We start from the raw sequence: 15,322 nt of genomic DNA on the forward strand, positions 1-15,322 counted from the left end.
CTTTATTTTTCATTATTGGTGGTGAAGGAGCGAAAGTTGATGCATAACTTTGGTGTCTCTATAGAAGGTGTGAGGTGTGTTTAAACGTGTGGAGTCATCTTTACTGTTGATGATTTTCCCGTACTGGGGTATGGGCTTTTGGAGACTTTGTTGTGACGATCTCTGGCATTTCTTCCGATCAACCCTTCATTGAAACGATTGATACTCTGATGCTTGGTGGGTTTCCGGTGTTATCAACCACGCCGTCTGCCTTTGTTGCTTCGCTGTACCGTAGTTTGATTGAAGAAAGACAGCAGCGGGTATTTTTTGCTAATACAAATTTTATCGTGCAATGCCAGTCGCTCCGGGGGCGGATGTATTCTGAGCGGGTTTGTATCCTCAACGATGGGATAGGTATGGATTTGGCTGCGCTGTTCATTCATGGTCGTCGTTTTGTTAGTAATCTGAATGGTACTGATTTGATCCCGTATCTATGTCAGCACGCTCCACGTCCGTTGCGCTTTTTCTTGCTTGGTGCCAAGCCTGGTGTTGCCGATATGGCGGCGCAGATGTTGTGTCAGTTGGGGCAATTAGTGGTCGGTACTTGTGATGGGTATGCGCAGTTCGTTGCGACTGGTGAGGATTTAGTTGAGTCAATTAATGCCAGCGGTGCCGATGTGTTGTTGGTTGCTTTGGGTAATCCTGTGCAGGAGCGTTGGATTCTTGATCATGATGTGCAGTTGCGTACGCCATTGGTTTTTGGTGTTGGTGCGTTGTTTGATTTTATGTCTGGTAATGTGCGGCGTGCGCCTTTATGGGTACGTCGTGTACGTGGTGAATGGTTGTACCGATTGTTGTTGGAGCCAAGACGTTTATTAAAACGCTACAGTTGGGATCTGCTTCGTTTTTTCGGTGTGTGTTTATTGCGGCGAAGGGAAGGGGATTAATTTTCGTGTTTTCTGATTTTTTATTTATCAGTATTGATGTATGCATTTTCAGGATGTTTTTGTCCTGTTTTGTTACATTTCTGGTGCTGATACTCTGTGTGTACTGATGGAAATAATAGTTTTTTTTTTACTATCAAAGACCCAGGCGATATTCAGTGAGGAGATAATCGCTGGTGATCGCGGGGGGCGAGGTTATGGTTTTTTTAGTGCAGCAGGTCTTTGATGGCTTCGTGGAAGTGGGCACGGGCTTGTTGTGAGTTTGGGTTTTCTTTTAGTCGGCGTGTTGCATTGCTCAGTCGCGATGCTCCAACAAAGCCGCAGCTGGCTTGTAGGCGGTGTAGGTGTGCGCAGAGTGTTTGTGCATCGTTGTGGTGTAGTGCAGTCTCGATTGCAGTGCAGTTGTTTGGCAGTTCTGCCAGGAAGAGTTTGCGCATTGCGTCCAGATGGTTGTGTTGTCCATTCAGTGCGGCTAATCCAGCCGCTTCGTCCCAGTTTTGGTCTGAATATGTGGAAATGGATGGGTATGGGTCGTTTTCCACAGGGGCGTTTGAAAGTGCGTGGCGCACGGCTTCCAGTAGACGTTTGCTCGATAACGGTTTGGGCAGGACGGCGAGAAAGTCTGTGTCATGGGGGAGTTGGAGATTGGCTTCAGCAGTATGTGCCAGCGCCGGTGTGTTTGGGTGTAGATGGCGTAATGATGAGAGTAGTTCTGTACCGCCGCCATCCGGGAGGTTGAGATCGATCAGCCATAGGTGGTGGTGGTGGTGGCGACTGAGTGTGAGTGCTGAAGTACTTGAATCGGCCCAATCAACGTGAGCTGGCAATGTTTGTAGTGAGGTTTGTAAGAATCTGCGGCTGATCGGGTCGTCTTCTACCAGTAATAGCCGTGGGTGCAGGTGATGTGGAGATTCGGTCATCGGGCTGCTTCCGTGTCAGCGTCATTACTCACAATATGTATGTTCAAAACTCTCTTAGAATTCTGCTCTTGTTTATTTATTTGTACAACAGTTGTTCTTTATTTTTTGTTTGGATGGATATGTGGATGGTGGGCTGGGTTCAGTATGGAACGCAATCTGCGACAATGTTTCGAATCTTATTTGCAGTGTTTCTTTTGTGGCTCGCCAAAATCGTTTCGATCGTACGTCATTTCAAACGCAGATTATTGATCTCAGTCATGATGGGCGTGGGGTTGCACGACCTCATGGCGAGGGAGGTAAGGTGACTTTCGTCACTGGCGCGCTTCCAGGTGAGGTGGTGATTGTTGAGCCAGTTGCGCGTAATCGTCATTTTGATGAGGCACGTGTCGTTGAGGTGTTGCAGGCATCGCCGCAACGGGTGATACCGCGTTGCTCGCATTTTGGTGTCTGTTCTGGTTGTGTATTGCAGCATTTGGCTGAAGATGCGCAGGTTGTGTCGAAGCAACGGGTGTTGTTGGAAAGTTTGGAACGTATTGGTTGTGTCAGTCCGGAGCGTGTGTTGCCGGCGTTGGCCGCGGAGAGCTGGGGGTATCGGCGTAAGGGGCGTTTTTCTGTACGTTGGGTTGAGAAAAAGGGGAGGACGCTGGTTGGTTTCCGTGAGCATGATCCGCGTTTTGTTGCCGATGTGTCGGTCTGTCATACAGTGGTTCCGCAGGTCGGTGAAAAAATTGCGCTTTTGGCAACGTTGCTTGACAGTTTGGACGGTAGGTGTGACGTACCGCAGATTGAGTTTATTGCCGGTGATGCTGTTGTGGCATTAACGGTGCGTCATTTGCAGCCGTTGAGTGAGGCGGATCGTTTGGCGCTGATTGAGTTTGGCAAGGAGCATGGTATTGCAATTTTTTTGCAGTCGGGTGGGGTGGAGAGTGTGCGTTTGTTGTGGCCTGATGAGGTGTTGTTGGCATTTCGCTTGAAGCCTTGGGATGTGGAGTTTGTGTTCCGTCCGCTGGATTTCATTCAGATCAATGGTGGGCTGAATGAGAAGATGATTGCGCATGCTTTGGATCTGCTCGGTGCTGGATTTGGGGAGCGTGTGCTCGATCTGTTTTGTGGTTTGGGTAACTTCACGTTGCCGTTGGCGCGTACTGTGGGTGAGGTGGTTGGAGTGGAGGGTGATATTGGGCTGGTGGAGCGGGCCAGGGAGAATGCACGGCGTAATGGTTTGGGGAATGCTGAATTTTTTGTTGCTGATTTGACCCGTGATCAACGCGATGCGCCGTGGATGCGTCAGGGCTTTGATAAGTTGCTGTTGGATCCGCCGCGTTCCGGAGCGATTGAGGTACTCAAGCAGTTGCCGTTAAAGATGTTCGAACGCATCGTTTATGTCAGTTGTCATCCTGGATCTCTGGCGCGTGATGCTGATTTCCTTGTCAATGAACAGGGCTTTGTGTTGCGTGCGGTTGGGGCGATGGACATGTTTCCGCATACTGCGCATGTGGAGAGTATTGCTGTATTTGATCGTTGCTGAGTGATCCGAAGAGTGTTGCACGGTCTGATTCGCTCTGACTTTTTCTGAATTTTATAAAATTATGGCTATCGAAATAGAACGTAAATTCCTGGTTGTTGGGGAAGGTTGGCGTGCTGCTGCGCATAGGGTGATTCCGATGACTCAAGGGTATATCAATGACCAAAAAGTATTGGGAAAGGGGACGCAAAAGGCGTCGGTGCGGGTGCGTATTCAAGAGGATGCGGCGTATCTCAATCTTAAATCGGTGGCATTCGGTCATACTCGGCAGGAGTTCGAATATGCAATTCCTTTGAGTGATGCGCGTGATTTGCTTGCGTTGTGTGTGGGGGGATTGATTGATAAGCGCCGTCATTTGGTGTGTTATGCGGGTCACGTGTGGGAGGTGGATGAGTTTTTAGGTGATAACGCTGGTTTGGTTGTGGCTGAGATTGAGTTGGACAGTGCACATGAGGGTTTTGTGTTGCCGGATTGGCTTGGTGTCGAGGTGACTGATGACGCACGTTACTACAGTCTGGCTCTGGCTTCGCATCCGTTTGTTTGTTGGGGTGCATCAGTCTGAATCTTTTGTTGTGTGCGCCCGTATTGCTTGTTGTCGTGGTGAGTTGTTTGTTAAGCGGTGTGTTATTTGTAGTGTGAGGTAGTAATCAGGTTGGTGGGAACTATTGCGCATGGTGTCTGATGTGCGCGCCGTTATCTTTGTTGCTATGTCGTGTTTGTGTCTCTGTGGTGTTGTGAGCCGGAGGTTTTTGCAATGTTACTGATTGGTGTGGCGGGTACGACGCTCAGTGCTCAGGAGGTGGATTGGTTGCAGGACGATGCGGTGGCCGGTGTTGTGTTGTTTAAGCGTAATTTTGCTTCACGTGCGCAAATTGTCGAATTATCGGCTGCGCTGCGTGAAGCTGCACCGCGGCCGCTGTTGTTGGCGGTTGATCAGGAGGGTGGGCGTGTGCAGCGCTTCCATGAGGGCTATAGTGCGTTACCACCATTACAGGGGATTGGTGCATTGTATGTACGCGATCCGGAGGCGGCATTGGAGTTGGCGTTCGAGCATGCTTGGTTGATGGCCAGTGAAGTTCGAGCCAGTGGTGTGGATTTAAGTTTTGCTCCGGTGGTCGATCTTGGGCGTGGCAATCGTGCGATTGGCGATCGTGCTTTCAGTGATGATCCGCACGTGGTGGCGGCGTTTGCCAAGGCTTATGTGCAGGGGATGCATGCTGCTGGTATGCCAGTGACGCTTAAGCATTTTCCTGGGCATGGTAGTGTTCTGGAGGATACGCACGTTGATCTTGCAGTGGATGTGCGTGCGTTGGAAACGCTTGAGTCTGAGGATTTGGTGCCGTTTGCGGCAGGCATTGCTGCCGGTGCGGATGCAGTGATGATGGCACATGTAGTTTATCCAAATGTCGCGCCTGAACCGGCAGGTTTTTCTGCGCATTGGATCGAGGTTATTTTACGTGGGCGCATGGGGTTTCGGGGGGTGGTTTTTTCTGATGACATCGGTATGGCTGCTGTGCGTGGCGTTGGTGGTGTTGTTGGCTGTGTGCACGCGCATCTTGATGCTGGTTGTGATGTGGTTCTGGTGTGTCATCCGGAATTGGTGAACGATGCGCTGTCTGCTGTTGCTGGCCGTCGTTCCAATACGGCTGCTCTTATTGGTTTGATCGGTCGCGGTGTGCTTGGTTGGGATGGGCTACTGGCCGATGTTCGTTATGGTTCCATTCAATCCCATTTATTTGAACGATTCGGAACATCCACTTGATGTCTAACTTCACTATTTCTCAGATACTTGCTCGGGCTGATTTATTGGTAGACCGTCCCAGTATTGATGTGGCTATTGCGCATATCGCCGATGACATCGCCAGGGACTATCAGGGGGATGTGCCGTTGTTTGTCACCATCATGCATGGTGGGTTGCCGTTTGCGGGTCAATTAGCATTGGAGCTGGGCCAGCGTGGTCAGGACATAGAGTTGGATTCCTTACATGCGACGCGTTACCGTGGTGAGCAGACTGGCGGTGCATTGGTGTGGAGGCATTATCCGGTCAGTGCCATGTCTGGTCGTCGTGTGATTCTGGTTGACGATATTCTCGACGAGGGTCATACCTTGTCTGAGATACGTCAGTGGTGCCTAAAGCGGGGGGGCTACCGATGTGTCGCTAGTGGTGCTGATGATTAAATGTCATGATCGTTGTATACCCAATATGAGGGCAGATTATTATGGCGTGGAGGTTCCGGATCGCTATGTGTTTGGTTTTGGAATGGACATAGCGGGGCAGCTGCGCGGTATCCCGGCAATTTATGCGATGAGGCAATAGTATGCAAACGATTGCTCTGGCGGTGATTGGTGGTACTGGTGTTTATACGTTGTCTCAGTTCGACGATGTACAGGTGTATGAGGTTGAGACGTTGTATGGCCGCCCTTCTGGTCCAATCCGTGTTGGTATGTTGTTTGGCCAGCGTGTGGCTTTCTTTGCCCGTCATGGTGAGGAGCATGCGTTGCCACCACACAAAATTAATTATCGCGCCAATATTGCCGCTTTGCAGCAGCTTGGTGTCAGTCGTGTGCTGGCGCTCAATACTGTCGGTGGAATCAATGAGGCGTTTGGCCCACGTACGTTGGTTTGTCCTGATCAGCTGATTGACTATACATGGGGGCGTGTCTCCACGTTCTGCGAGGAAGTGGGGAGTGAGGTGCTCCATGTGGATTTTGGTCATCCTTATTCTCCGTTGCTGCGTGGTTGTTTGTTGCGTGCAGCACGTGATGTGGATGTAAGTTTGGTCGAGTATGGTTGCTATGGTGTGACTCAGGGACCACGTTTGGAAACGATTGCTGAGATTGATCGGTTACGCCGCGATGGGTGTGACTTAGTTGGTATGACGGGTATGCCTGAGGCTGCGTTGGCGCGTGAGAAGGGGCTGGAATATGCTTGTTTGGGGATTGTCTCCAACTGGGCGGCGGGTTGTGGTGATGGCGCTGAGATCACAATGGGAGAAATTTTGTCCAATGTTGCGACAGCCTTCAGCTGTCTTCCGGAACTAATTAGTAAAGTTGCGCGAGAGTGATTGTCATTTGGACACAAGCTTTGCATACTCAGTCTGTGCGCTAGGGGACGTACATTACTCATTTCAATTTGAAAAGGTCTCGCATCACCATGCAGAGCGGTACAGTTAAGTGGTTTAGTGACCAAAAGGGATTCGGATTTATTTTACCGGATGATGGGACTCCCGAGGTATTTGTTCACTATTCGGGGATTAACTCAAAAGGCTTCCGTAGTTTGCATGAAGGCCAGAGAGTTACTTATGACGTGACGCAGGGCCCGAAGGGTCCCCAAGCATCGAATATCACGCCAATATAAGAAATGTCGCGTAGATGGTGTCAACCATCCTAGTGTTCAATTAAAATTTCACAGTACGCTGTGTGTGCTAAAAAACTTACGATTAGCGATTTTGGCGACGCTCCACAATGGGCGTCGCATTTTTATTGGGTTGCTTGAATATCCTCGTATCTGAATAAGATTGGCTTCCGACATCTATTGATACGATCATTTCTGAGATGCTCTCATGCGTGTCGAGTTGGAGTTAGTTGGGCTGGTTGAATCTGGTCGGGGATTTCGTATTGGTAGCAGGTCTATCGGTAGCCGTTATGTTGGTTGCTATTGTCCGGGAGTTGTATGCGATTCTTATCAGGTAAGTTAAAGCAGTGTACCGGGAATGATTTTGATTTTGGATATTTCCCAGTGACATGAGCTTGGAATGATTACACTAGATGTCAGCAAGGACGCAATAAGGGGAAGATGGTAAGTACATGTGTTGTGTTTATTATTTGGTGATGCAGGACATAGGCTCTGCGATTAGGGGAGTGCTTGGATACGTTGAATGGTGCTTGCCAGTGTGTGATGTGTCCAATAGTGCGATGATATGTCCTGTATGCAGTCTCTAGCCAATGGCTGTTTGTTTTTTATGGGGAAATGAAGAAAATTTAAATGTTGATGTCCGTTTGAGATTGCGTGTGGATTTTTTAAAGAGGGGGTCGGTAATAAGAGTGCTTGCTCGTCTTATTGATCACGCCGTATGAATCTGTGGTATTCGTTATTTTTCTACAGACGCTATTTAGCCTGTGATGTATAAAATTATTTAAAGTGTAAGTGATAAAGGCATTAAAAAATATGAGACTACTTGGGTTGTTACTCTAATTATGCGTTGAGGTATTAATAAAATTTATTAGGTGATTGATAATCTTTAAGAATTCATGGATTATTTGTTATGAAATTAAAATTTCAAAAAAGAAAATTTTTGACTGTAGTTATCGTATTTTCTATGTATGGGGGCAGTGTTGTATATGCGAATGGGAGCGTGCCATCAGTATCAAACAAATATGATTTGGGAACGTTGACAAATGATGGTTCTCAATATTCATATGTTAATGCTCTCTCAAAGGATGGTAGGGTGGCTGGTGGATTTGTTACTCCTGATGGTAATGAATATATTGCAACTATTTGGTCATGGAATAATCTCAAGGATACAATTAATATTGGAGCATCTTTTGCGCGTAGTAAAGTGAAAGCATTGTCTGCTGATGGATCAATTGCCGGTGGTTATCAATACATCAGAATTCATGAATCTATTTCGAGTGCCAATTTGGAAAAGAAGGCATCTAATGGAAAGTTTCTAGCCAATGATGATTCAGCTACTTTTATTCCAGTCATTTGGTCTGCTGACTCATGGGAGAATGAAGTCAAGCTTGAATTGGGGATTTTAGAATCCGGAGTGGTTAATGCATTATCTGGGGATGGAAAAACTATTGGTGGGTACGGTTTCTCTACTCATCTTGTTCCCATTATCTGGTCTGGAAGTCATTGGAAAGATATAAAACAGCTTGATGTACCAAAAGAATATTATGATGCTGAGGTGAAGGCTTTATCCACGGATGGAAAGGTTGCTGGGGGGTATATTAGTTCAAAGAACACTACAAGGGGTATTTTAGAAGGGAAAAGTAGAAATGATATCCAAAATTTTACGCATGCATTTATTTGGTCAGGCGATGGTTTTGGAATAAAAACTGATTTGGGAACATTGAATAATAATGAATCCGAAGGGGCTGAGGTGAGAGCACTTTCTACTGATGGGAAAGTGGCAGGTGGTTATTTTTCTATGGAAAATGGCAGTGTTTTTTATGGGGCCATCTGGTCTGGTGATCAATGGACAACGAAAACTCAGCTTGGAACATTGAAAAGTGATAATTCAGGGAATTCTTTGGTTTATGCACTTTCCGCTGATGGGAAAATCGCTACAGGGTTTGCTGAATCTGATTCCTCTATAGGGCGTGCCACTGTTTGGTTGGGGGATCACTGGCAAACGAAAATCGATCTGGGAACATTAAAAAGTGATAACTCGGGATATTCCATTGCTACTGCACTCTCTGCAGATGGAACAGTTGCAGCAGGGTATTCTGAAGTAGATTCAGGAAAAGACCATGCCACTGTCTGGAAGATCATTTATCCAACGCAATCTCACTCTGAATCTCAGCCCCAATCCCAACCTAGCGTGGTCAAGGTAGATACTGTCAATACCATAGGTGCCTTATCGGTGTTGGCCGCAGAGACATTTTCAGTTATGGATTTGCAGCGCCAAGGACTCATCCTTCTACAGCAAGGATGTGAGATTGATGACAGCCAGGTCTGCTGGTCTGTGCGTACTGGGCTCGTCTCTACAGGAAGCAATCGGGACAGTGTCGTTGGTTTCAGATTCGGTTATGCCATGTTTGAAACGTTGTCTGCAGGTTTCTCGCTGGACCGTTCACTGTCCCGCTCATTGCAGGACAGTTATTTCAAGAACAATCACAATCTGGGTGCAGGGTTTTATGCACAATGGAATGCTCCCTTTAGGGGAGGTGAATGGTATGTGCGTCCAGCCGTGGCTTTCAATCAGTACAGCGTGGTTGTGCAACGTCCGTTGTTAACAAATACAGAGGCAGGATCCGGTCGCAGTCGTATGAAAGGTCGGGATGCCTCGCTGGAAGCAGGGCAACGTTTCAATGCCGATCAAAGTGTTTTATTGGGGTGGCATCTGGGAGTGCGTCATAGCAGTGTCTTGCGTACTGCATACAGCGAGCAGAATGCAGCGTTCCCTGTCAGCTATAGTGCGATCAATAATCGGCGTACTTCTGCGTATGTTGGTGCGGATGTTGCGGTGCCGCTAACAGCACGTTTGAAATGGATTGCAGGTCTTGAAATTGATAGGAGGCTTTATGGAGATGATCCAGTATATGGCGGGCATGCTGATTATATTGGTGGCTTTGTACATCAAATGGTTATGAAGCGCGTGATAGGGACAATAAGCAGCGGTGTGGAGTATCGCCTAAGTCCAACCATGTTTTTGGGGGCGACGTTCGATGTCAGCAGGAGGGCACTGGGTGATAGGACCTGGAGTGGGACGTTGAGTTTGGGCGGCCGTTTTTAACAGGGTTATTATTAATACTTAATTTTAGAGCCACATAATGTGGCTCTTTTTTTGGTTTGTGGATGGGTTGAGGAAAATAAATTTAACCATCGCGGTGGATGTGACCGTTGTTGCAATGGGTTAGATGATGCGATTTATTTTTGGCTTCGTTTATATTCAGTGATACTTCATATTTTGATTGTTTTGATACTTGTTCGGTGTCATGCGTTGCGATTATGGGCCCGCATGATCCTCTGTTTGTCGCGTTGCCATTCGCGTTCTTTCTCTGCATGGCGCTTGTCATGGGCCTGTTTACCTTTGGCTAGAGCAATCTCCATTTTGACTCGATTTTTGCTCCAGTACATCGCAGTTGGGACCAGGGTGAAGCCTTCACGTTGTACTCGTCCGATCAGTGTGTCGATTTGGTGGCGGTGCAGCAGTAGTTTGCGGGTACGGCGGTCGTTGGCGACAACGTGGGTGGATGCTTGGATGAGCGGAGTGATTTGGGCACCGATGAGAAAGATTTCGCCGTCGCGCACGTAGGCATAGCCGTCGCCAAGGTTGGCACGGCCAGCACGGATTGCTTTGACTTCCCAGCCTTGCAGTTCCAGACCGGCTTCATGGCGTTCAATCAGATGGTATTCATGACGTGCACGTTTGTTCAGAGCGATGGTTTTTGGAGTTGTTGTGCTCTTTGCTTTATTCTTGGGATGTTTGTTGTTCATGCGGCTATTGTCCCAGAATAGAGTTCTTGTGAACGAATCTGTCCGTTTGTCACGCCTAATGTTATGCCTATTATTTGCCGCAGCGCTTTGGTCTGCCACAGCGCAAGTTGTATGTTTGATCTTGTCAACGATATTACTGCTTATCCTAGCCGTTTTAGTTGGTGTCATTCGGCGCAGTTATTTGAGCATGATGAACATCGTTTGATGGCGCGGTTGGATGTGGTTGTAGGAGCGTTCCGGACTTGGTTTATCACTGACAATACCCTGAAGCGGCCATCTCAGATAGATATGAAGTTACGTGATGGGCCATTCAAGCGTTTGGAAGGACGCTGGGAGTTCCAGATGTTGGCGGAGGAGTCTTGCAAGGTCAGTTTGAGGCTGGAGTTCGAGCCAGTGTCTCGTATGTTGAATCCGGCGTTGACACTTGGATTCAATGGCTTAGCTGATCGCATGGTCAAGGACTTCATTCGCATTGCTGATTGTGGTGGCAGTGGTGAGAGTTGAAGTGCTAATTGCTTGGCCAGATCGCGTTCATTGCTGCGAGATCATGTTGCAAGAAGGAGCAAGGGTGGTCGATGCGGTGGAGATGGCTGCGTTAAATGGGATCGAACAGGCAGTAGGTTATGCAGTGTTCGGAGTTTTGGTTACATCAGACCATGTGTTGAACGATGGCGATAGGGTTGAATTGTTGCGTCCTTTGTTGATTGATCCTAAGGAGGCGCGGCGCCGACGTGCTGTGTCGGCGTAAATACGTCTATCGTTTCGATAGAATCTGTTCAGCGATTACCGTGTTCTTTTCTGGAGAGGTTTGGACCGAATTGCTTGCGTGCCGATTCCGCCAGTTTCTCATCTTGGTTCGGGAAGTAGTCTCCTTCCCATCGGGTGACTAGGTCGTTCTGAAAGTAAACGGTGAGATTCTTGATTTCAGTGTGCGCTACGCGGTTGATACGTTGTGTGGATGTATAGTCCCAACGGTCTGTGTGAAATATGTCGGAGATCGACGGCGTACCAAGCAGCATGGCGACCTCTTGTTTATTCATGCCAATTTTTAATTGGTCAACAGCTTCCTTTTTGATCAAGTTGCCTTGATAAATTGGCTGTTTGTAGATGATGCTGCAACCGGCGGTAAAGAGGAGAGGAAGGGCAGCGGCTAGGAGGAGATTGCGCATTGGAATTTTAGCAGTCAACAGGTAAATATTTGCACGATGATACACTCCTATGCGGTTGCCGTAACCGATTCACGAGGTCGCGGATGCTAAATGGTCCATCAATTGAGAAGTCAATGGAATTAAATGATTTACGTAAAGTTGGTTTGAAGGTGACACATCCGCGGATCCGTATCCTCGAACTGCTCGAACAGTCCAGTAGTGAACATCACCTTAGTGCTGAAGACATTTACCGGCAGTTGCTTGAGCAGGGTAACGAAATTGGCTTGGCAACAGTGTATCGGGTGCTGACTCAGTTTGAGGCGGCAGGATTAGTGCTTAAGCATAATTTCGAGAGCGGGCAGGCGGTCTACGAGATCGACCGTGGCGGACATCACGATCATATGGTGGATGTCGATACCGGTAAGATCATTGAGTTTCACAACGAGGAGATTGAGTTGTTGCAGCGCAGCATTGCTGCTGAACGCGGTTATGAGTTGGAAGAACACTCGTTGGTCTTGTACGTACGTAAAAAACGCGGTCGTTGATGGTGAGTGCGTTTCCGTGCGTGTAACGGGAGAACAGAGTGGTGTGAGGGTAGGGGGAGCGGAGTTATTTTCTTGAATGTACAGTGCTTCATGGATGCCTTCCTGACCTGTAAAGCAACCTTTCGTTTGTTGCGACGTTAGTTACATCTCCTGTAACTCCTGTAAAAGTTTGCCTGCTGCTGCATGGGCTTCTTTACTAATGTGTACGCCGCCCAACATGCGGGCTATTTCTTCTTGACGTGCTTGTGAGTCGAGTAGGCAGATGGCGCTTTGCGTGATGCCGTCTATAGGGATCTTGCTGACGCGGTAGTGAGTATGTCCCTTTGCGGCGACCTGTGGTAAGTGAGTGACGCATAATACTTGGTGTTGCTCGCCTAAGGCGCGTAGTTTTTGGCCGACGATGTCGGCGATTGCGCCCCCGATGCCTGTGTCGACTTCGTCAAAGACCATTGTTGGCACTGTATCCAGGCCTAGTGCGGCGACCATGATGGCCAGCGATACGCGCGACAACTCACCTCCAGAGGCAATCTTGCGTAGCGGTCGTGGCGGTTGGCCTGGATTGGTGGCGATGAGAAATTCGGTGCGTTCGGCACCGTTAGGATGTGGTCGATTGTTTTCGTGTGGTTGCAGTTGGATCAGAAGCTGTCCCCCGCCCATGCCCAATTCGTTGATCAGGTTTGTCGTGGTTGTTGAAAGTGCCGCGGCAGCGCGCGTGCGGCTGATGCTAAGTTTTTCCGCTGCTTGCCGCCACTTTGTCATGGCGTTGCTGATCCGATGATCCAGCTGTTGCAGGTGTATATCCATGTTGCGCATTGATTCGACTTCGGCGGCCATACGGTCGCGCTGTGCAGCTAAGTCAAGCGGTGTGCAGCGATGTTTGCGTGCCAGGCTGTGTAGGCGTCCGATTCTGAGTTCGATGGCTTCCAATTGTTCAGGGTCAATGTTCAGATCGTTATGAATCCGATCTAATAATGTCAGTGCTTCGTCCACTTGGATCATTGCGTTGTCTAGTAAAGTTTCAACTTCGCCTAGTCGTGCATCGTGTTCGTTGACCCGGCTGAGTGTGTGACGCGCTGCATGGAGCAGATGCAACGCTGAGGTGGTGTCGTCGCCATGTAATGTCTGGGTAGTGTTCTTACATGCTTCGATGAGCGCAGCGGTATGGGCTTGGCGTCGATGACTGGCGTCTAATGCGGTGATAGTGGCCGGATCCAGATTTTCGCGTTGCAATTCTGTCAGTTGGTGTTCTATGAAATTGATTCGCTCGGACATATCGCCTTGTGCCTGTAGCGCATCGCGTTCGTCCAGGAGTGCTTGCCAATGTGTTGCGGCTTGTTGTACTGCGTCGCGTTCGGTTTCGTTTTGTGCGTAGGTGTCCAGTAGTACGAGCTGGCTTTGACGTGAGAGCAGTGTTTGGTGTTCATGTTGGCCGTGGATCTCGACGAGATGGGTGGCGAGATCACTTAGTTGCGATAGTGTGACTGGGCGTGCGTTGATCCATGCACGCGAGCCACCGTCGGCACGGATGATCCGACGTAGCTGGCATTGGTCGCCGTCGTCAAGCTCTACGTTGCGCAGCCAGACGCGGGCATGGTGGTGTATCGTGATGTCGAATTCAGCCGATAATTCGGCCCGTTCAGCTCCGTGGCGAACGACACTGCTGTCGGCGCGTAGTCCGGAGAGGAAACCCAGAGCGTCAATGATCAGTGACTTGCCGGCACCTGTCTCGCCGGAGACCACAGTCATACCAGGGCCGAATTCTAATTCGATGTTACGGACAACAGCGAAATCCTTAATCGTGAGATGTCTGAGCATGGCGTTAGAACAGTGTCAATCAAAAAACTTAGGGCGAGTTGAGAGGGTAGGGAGTGGGTAATCTTGCCAACGTTCCGCCGAAAAACTATTTGTTTCCCTTCGTCTTACCAATACTCCATGTGCGCTTCCTTTTCTCCTACGCTTGATTCCCGATCCCGACAATTGTTACGGACGTTGATTTCATGCTACATCCAGAACGGTGAGCCGATTGGTTCCAAGACGCTGGCCCAGCAGGCTGGACTCGACATCAGTCCGGCGACGATCCGTAACATCCTGGCTGACTTGGAGGAACTTGGTCTACTCAATTCGCCGCATACATCGGCGGGGCGGGTGCCGACTGCACACGGGTACCGGATGTTTGTGGACAGTTTGGTACAGATGCAGCCTCCCAGTGAAGATGATATTCGTCGGCTACGTGTTGAGATGACTGGTGGGGGCACGCAGACGCTGTTGGGCAGTGCATCGGAAATTTTATCGGCGATGACTCATTTTGTAGGTGTGGTCAGCGCCCCACGGCGTGAACAGTTCGTATTCCGCCATATTGATTTTGTGCCACTGGATGCGCGCCAGATCATGGCGATCCTAATTTTTGCTGACAATGAGGTGCAGAACCGGGTCATTGAGCCGCGTCGTGTGTACGAGCCTGGAGAGCTGGAACGGGTCAGCAATTATCTGAATGCACACTTCATCGGACGCACATTGGCCGATATCCGCACCACTGTGCTGTGCGAGCTACGCAAGGCCAAGGACGAGATGGAACAGTTGTTGGCACATAGCCTGGATCTTGCTTCGCAGATGCTTGTGCCAAACGATAGTGAGGATATTGTGGTCACTGGCCAGACCCGATTGATGGCGCTTCAGGATCTTTCTGACATGGATCGCTTGCGTGAGTTGTTTGAGATATTTGCGAGCAAGAGGGAGATCCTGCAATTACTGGAGCGTACGATTGATGCACCTGGGGTGCGTATCTTCATTGGTGAGGAGACCGGAATGGTTTCGATGGAGGATATTTCGTTGGTCACTGCGCCATATGCAGCGCACGGTCAGGTTTTGGGAGTGTTGGGAGTGATTGGGCCCAAGCGGATGGCATATGACCGGGTCATCCCTCTGGTGCAGGTTGTAGCCCAGGTGCTGGGTACGGCACTGGAGCCGCCAACGATGCCTTAGGTCGGTTGAGCTGCATTGTCGCCATCGTTTGATGAATTATGCATGGATGGCTTGAAAGCTGGCGGCTTGCCCACATACGGGTTGGGGTTGAGGCGGGCGTTCCGCCGACTCAGG

Annotated in this window: 15 protein-coding genes and 1 pseudogene; 12 read left to right on the forward strand and 4 right to left on the reverse strand. The window is 49.1% G+C overall.

Going from position 1 to position 15,322, the window contains the following annotated elements; translation table 11 throughout:
- Positions 1-152 precede the first annotated feature (152 nt).
- A complete protein-coding gene (locus tag F7G16_RS05155; RefSeq protein ID WP_011098084.1) occupies positions 153-926 on the forward strand; it encodes a WecB/TagA/CpsF family glycosyltransferase in 774 nt (257 codons plus the stop codon).
- Positions 927-1,129: 203 nt separating this feature from the next.
- On the opposite strand, the gene F7G16_RS05160 is transcribed toward F7G16_RS05155, so the two are convergent.
- Positions 1,130-1,843 carry an Hpt domain-containing response regulator gene (locus F7G16_RS05160; RefSeq protein ID WP_004091026.1) on the reverse strand — a complete coding sequence of 238 codons (714 nt, stop codon included), beginning with the start codon at positions 1,841-1,843 and terminating at the stop codon, positions 1,130-1,132.
- A gap of 196 nt (positions 1,844-2,039) precedes the next feature.
- Here F7G16_RS05160 and rlmD point away from each other — a divergent pair, with 196 nt between their 5' ends.
- The 7 genes and pseudogenes from rlmD (at position 2,040) to F7G16_RS05195 (ending at position 9,829) form a co-directional block, all read left to right on the forward strand.
- Positions 2,040-3,371, forward strand: a complete 1,332-nt coding sequence (gene rlmD, locus F7G16_RS05165) for a 23S rRNA (uracil(1939)-C(5))-methyltransferase RlmD (protein WP_011098083.1) — start codon at positions 2,040-2,042, stop codon at positions 3,369-3,371.
- Between the two features lie 61 nt (positions 3,372-3,432).
- Positions 3,433-3,930 (forward strand): CYTH domain-containing protein, encoded by a 498-nt coding sequence (locus F7G16_RS05170; RefSeq protein ID WP_004085823.1) that lies wholly within the window; start codon positions 3,433-3,435, stop codon positions 3,928-3,930.
- A gap of 192 nt (positions 3,931-4,122) precedes the next feature.
- The gene (nagZ, locus tag F7G16_RS05175; protein WP_004091030.1) at positions 4,123-5,130 is read left to right on the forward strand and encodes a beta-N-acetylhexosaminidase; all 1,008 of its coding nucleotides are present in this window, start codon (positions 4,123-4,125) and stop codon (positions 5,128-5,130) included.
- A pseudogene (locus tag F7G16_RS05180) lies at positions 5,130-5,685 on the forward strand (hypoxanthine-guanine phosphoribosyltransferase). The gene nagZ and the pseudogene F7G16_RS05180 overlap by 1 nt, the downstream one beginning before the upstream one ends.
- A 1-nt stretch (position 5,686) precedes the next feature.
- The gene (locus F7G16_RS05185; RefSeq protein WP_004091032.1) at positions 5,687-6,433 is read left to right on the forward strand and encodes an S-methyl-5'-thioinosine phosphorylase; all 747 of its coding nucleotides are present in this window, start codon (positions 5,687-5,689) and stop codon (positions 6,431-6,433) included.
- Between the two features lie 89 nt (positions 6,434-6,522).
- The gene (csp1, locus tag F7G16_RS05190; protein WP_004085832.1) at positions 6,523-6,726 is read left to right on the forward strand and encodes a temperature-independent cold-shock protein Csp1; all 204 of its coding nucleotides are present in this window, start codon (positions 6,523-6,525) and stop codon (positions 6,724-6,726) included.
- A gap of 907 nt (positions 6,727-7,633) precedes the next feature.
- Positions 7,634-9,829, forward strand: a complete 2,196-nt coding sequence (locus F7G16_RS05195; protein WP_011098080.1) for an autotransporter domain-containing protein — start codon at positions 7,634-7,636, stop codon at positions 9,827-9,829.
- Between the two features lie 200 nt (positions 9,830-10,029).
- On the opposite strand, the gene smpB is transcribed toward F7G16_RS05195, so the two are convergent.
- On the reverse strand, positions 10,030-10,533 hold the full coding sequence (gene smpB / locus F7G16_RS05200; protein WP_004091039.1) for an SsrA-binding protein SmpB: 504 nt from the start codon (positions 10,531-10,533) through the stop codon (positions 10,030-10,032).
- A 63-nt stretch (positions 10,534-10,596) separates the two neighbouring features.
- Here smpB and F7G16_RS05205 point away from each other — a divergent pair, with 63 nt between their 5' ends.
- Both F7G16_RS05205 and F7G16_RS05210 read left to right on the forward strand, forming a co-directional pair.
- Positions 10,597-11,037, forward strand: a complete 441-nt coding sequence (locus F7G16_RS05205) for a type II toxin-antitoxin system RatA family toxin (RefSeq protein WP_004085838.1) — start codon at positions 10,597-10,599, stop codon at positions 11,035-11,037.
- Position 11,038: 1 nt separating this feature from the next.
- On the forward strand, positions 11,039-11,281 hold the full coding sequence (locus tag F7G16_RS05210; protein ID WP_011098079.1) for an RnfH family protein: 243 nt from the start codon (positions 11,039-11,041) through the stop codon (positions 11,279-11,281).
- Between the two features lie 28 nt (positions 11,282-11,309).
- On the opposite strand, the gene F7G16_RS05215 is transcribed toward F7G16_RS05210, so the two are convergent.
- Positions 11,310-11,702, reverse strand: a complete 393-nt coding sequence (locus F7G16_RS05215) for an outer membrane protein assembly factor BamE (protein WP_004085841.1) — start codon at positions 11,700-11,702, stop codon at positions 11,310-11,312.
- Between the two features lie 113 nt (positions 11,703-11,815).
- Between F7G16_RS05215 and fur the strand changes: the two genes are divergently transcribed.
- Positions 11,816-12,226, forward strand: a complete 411-nt coding sequence (fur, locus tag F7G16_RS05220) for a ferric iron uptake transcriptional regulator (protein ID WP_011098077.1) — start codon at positions 11,816-11,818, stop codon at positions 12,224-12,226.
- Between the two features lie 141 nt (positions 12,227-12,367).
- Here fur and recN read toward each other — a convergent pair whose 3' ends face one another.
- A complete protein-coding gene (recN, locus tag F7G16_RS05225; protein ID WP_004091046.1) occupies positions 12,368-14,041 on the reverse strand; it encodes a DNA repair protein RecN in 1,674 nt (557 codons plus the stop codon).
- Positions 14,042-14,158: 117 nt separating this feature from the next.
- Between recN and hrcA the strand changes: the two genes are divergently transcribed.
- The gene (gene hrcA / locus F7G16_RS05230) at positions 14,159-15,208 is read left to right on the forward strand and encodes a heat-inducible transcriptional repressor HrcA (RefSeq protein WP_004091048.1); all 1,050 of its coding nucleotides are present in this window, start codon (positions 14,159-14,161) and stop codon (positions 15,206-15,208) included.
- Positions 15,209-15,322 lie beyond the last annotated feature (114 nt).

This window comes from Xylella fastidiosa (assembly GCF_011801475.1).
GTDB classification, from domain to species: domain Bacteria; phylum Pseudomonadota; class Gammaproteobacteria; order Xanthomonadales; family Xanthomonadaceae; genus Xylella; species Xylella fastidiosa.

Bases quoted from the DNA above. Each gene is read 5' to 3' on its own strand.
- F7G16_RS05160 (WP_004091026.1), bottom strand. From the start codon at position 1,843: ATGACCGAATCTCCACATCACCTGCACCCACGGCTATTACTGGTAGAA.
- F7G16_RS05170 (WP_004085823.1), top strand. From the start codon at position 3,433: ATGGCTATCGAAATAGAACGTAAATTCCTGGTTGTTGGGGAAGGTTGG.
- nagZ (WP_004091030.1), top strand. From the start codon at position 4,123: ATGTTACTGATTGGTGTGGCGGGTACGACGCTCAGTGCTCAGGAGGTG.
- F7G16_RS05185 (WP_004091032.1), top strand. From the start codon at position 5,687: ATGCAAACGATTGCTCTGGCGGTGATTGGTGGTACTGGTGTTTATACG.
- csp1 (WP_004085832.1), top strand. From the start codon at position 6,523: ATGCAGAGCGGTACAGTTAAGTGGTTTAGTGACCAAAAGGGATTCGGA.
- F7G16_RS05195 (WP_011098080.1), top strand. From the start codon at position 7,634: ATGAAATTAAAATTTCAAAAAAGAAAATTTTTGACTGTAGTTATCGTA.
- smpB (WP_004091039.1), bottom strand. From the start codon at position 10,533: ATGAACAACAAACATCCCAAGAATAAAGCAAAGAGCACAACAACTCCA.
- F7G16_RS05205 (WP_004085838.1), top strand. From the start codon at position 10,597: ATGCCTATTATTTGCCGCAGCGCTTTGGTCTGCCACAGCGCAAGTTGT.
- F7G16_RS05215 (WP_004085841.1), bottom strand. From the start codon at position 11,702: ATGCGCAATCTCCTCCTAGCCGCTGCCCTTCCTCTCCTCTTTACCGCC.
- fur (WP_011098077.1), top strand. From the start codon at position 11,816: ATGGAATTAAATGATTTACGTAAAGTTGGTTTGAAGGTGACACATCCG.
- recN (WP_004091046.1), bottom strand. From the start codon at position 14,041: ATGCTCAGACATCTCACGATTAAGGATTTCGCTGTTGTCCGTAACATC.
- hrcA (WP_004091048.1), top strand. From the start codon at position 14,159: ATGTGCGCTTCCTTTTCTCCTACGCTTGATTCCCGATCCCGACAATTG.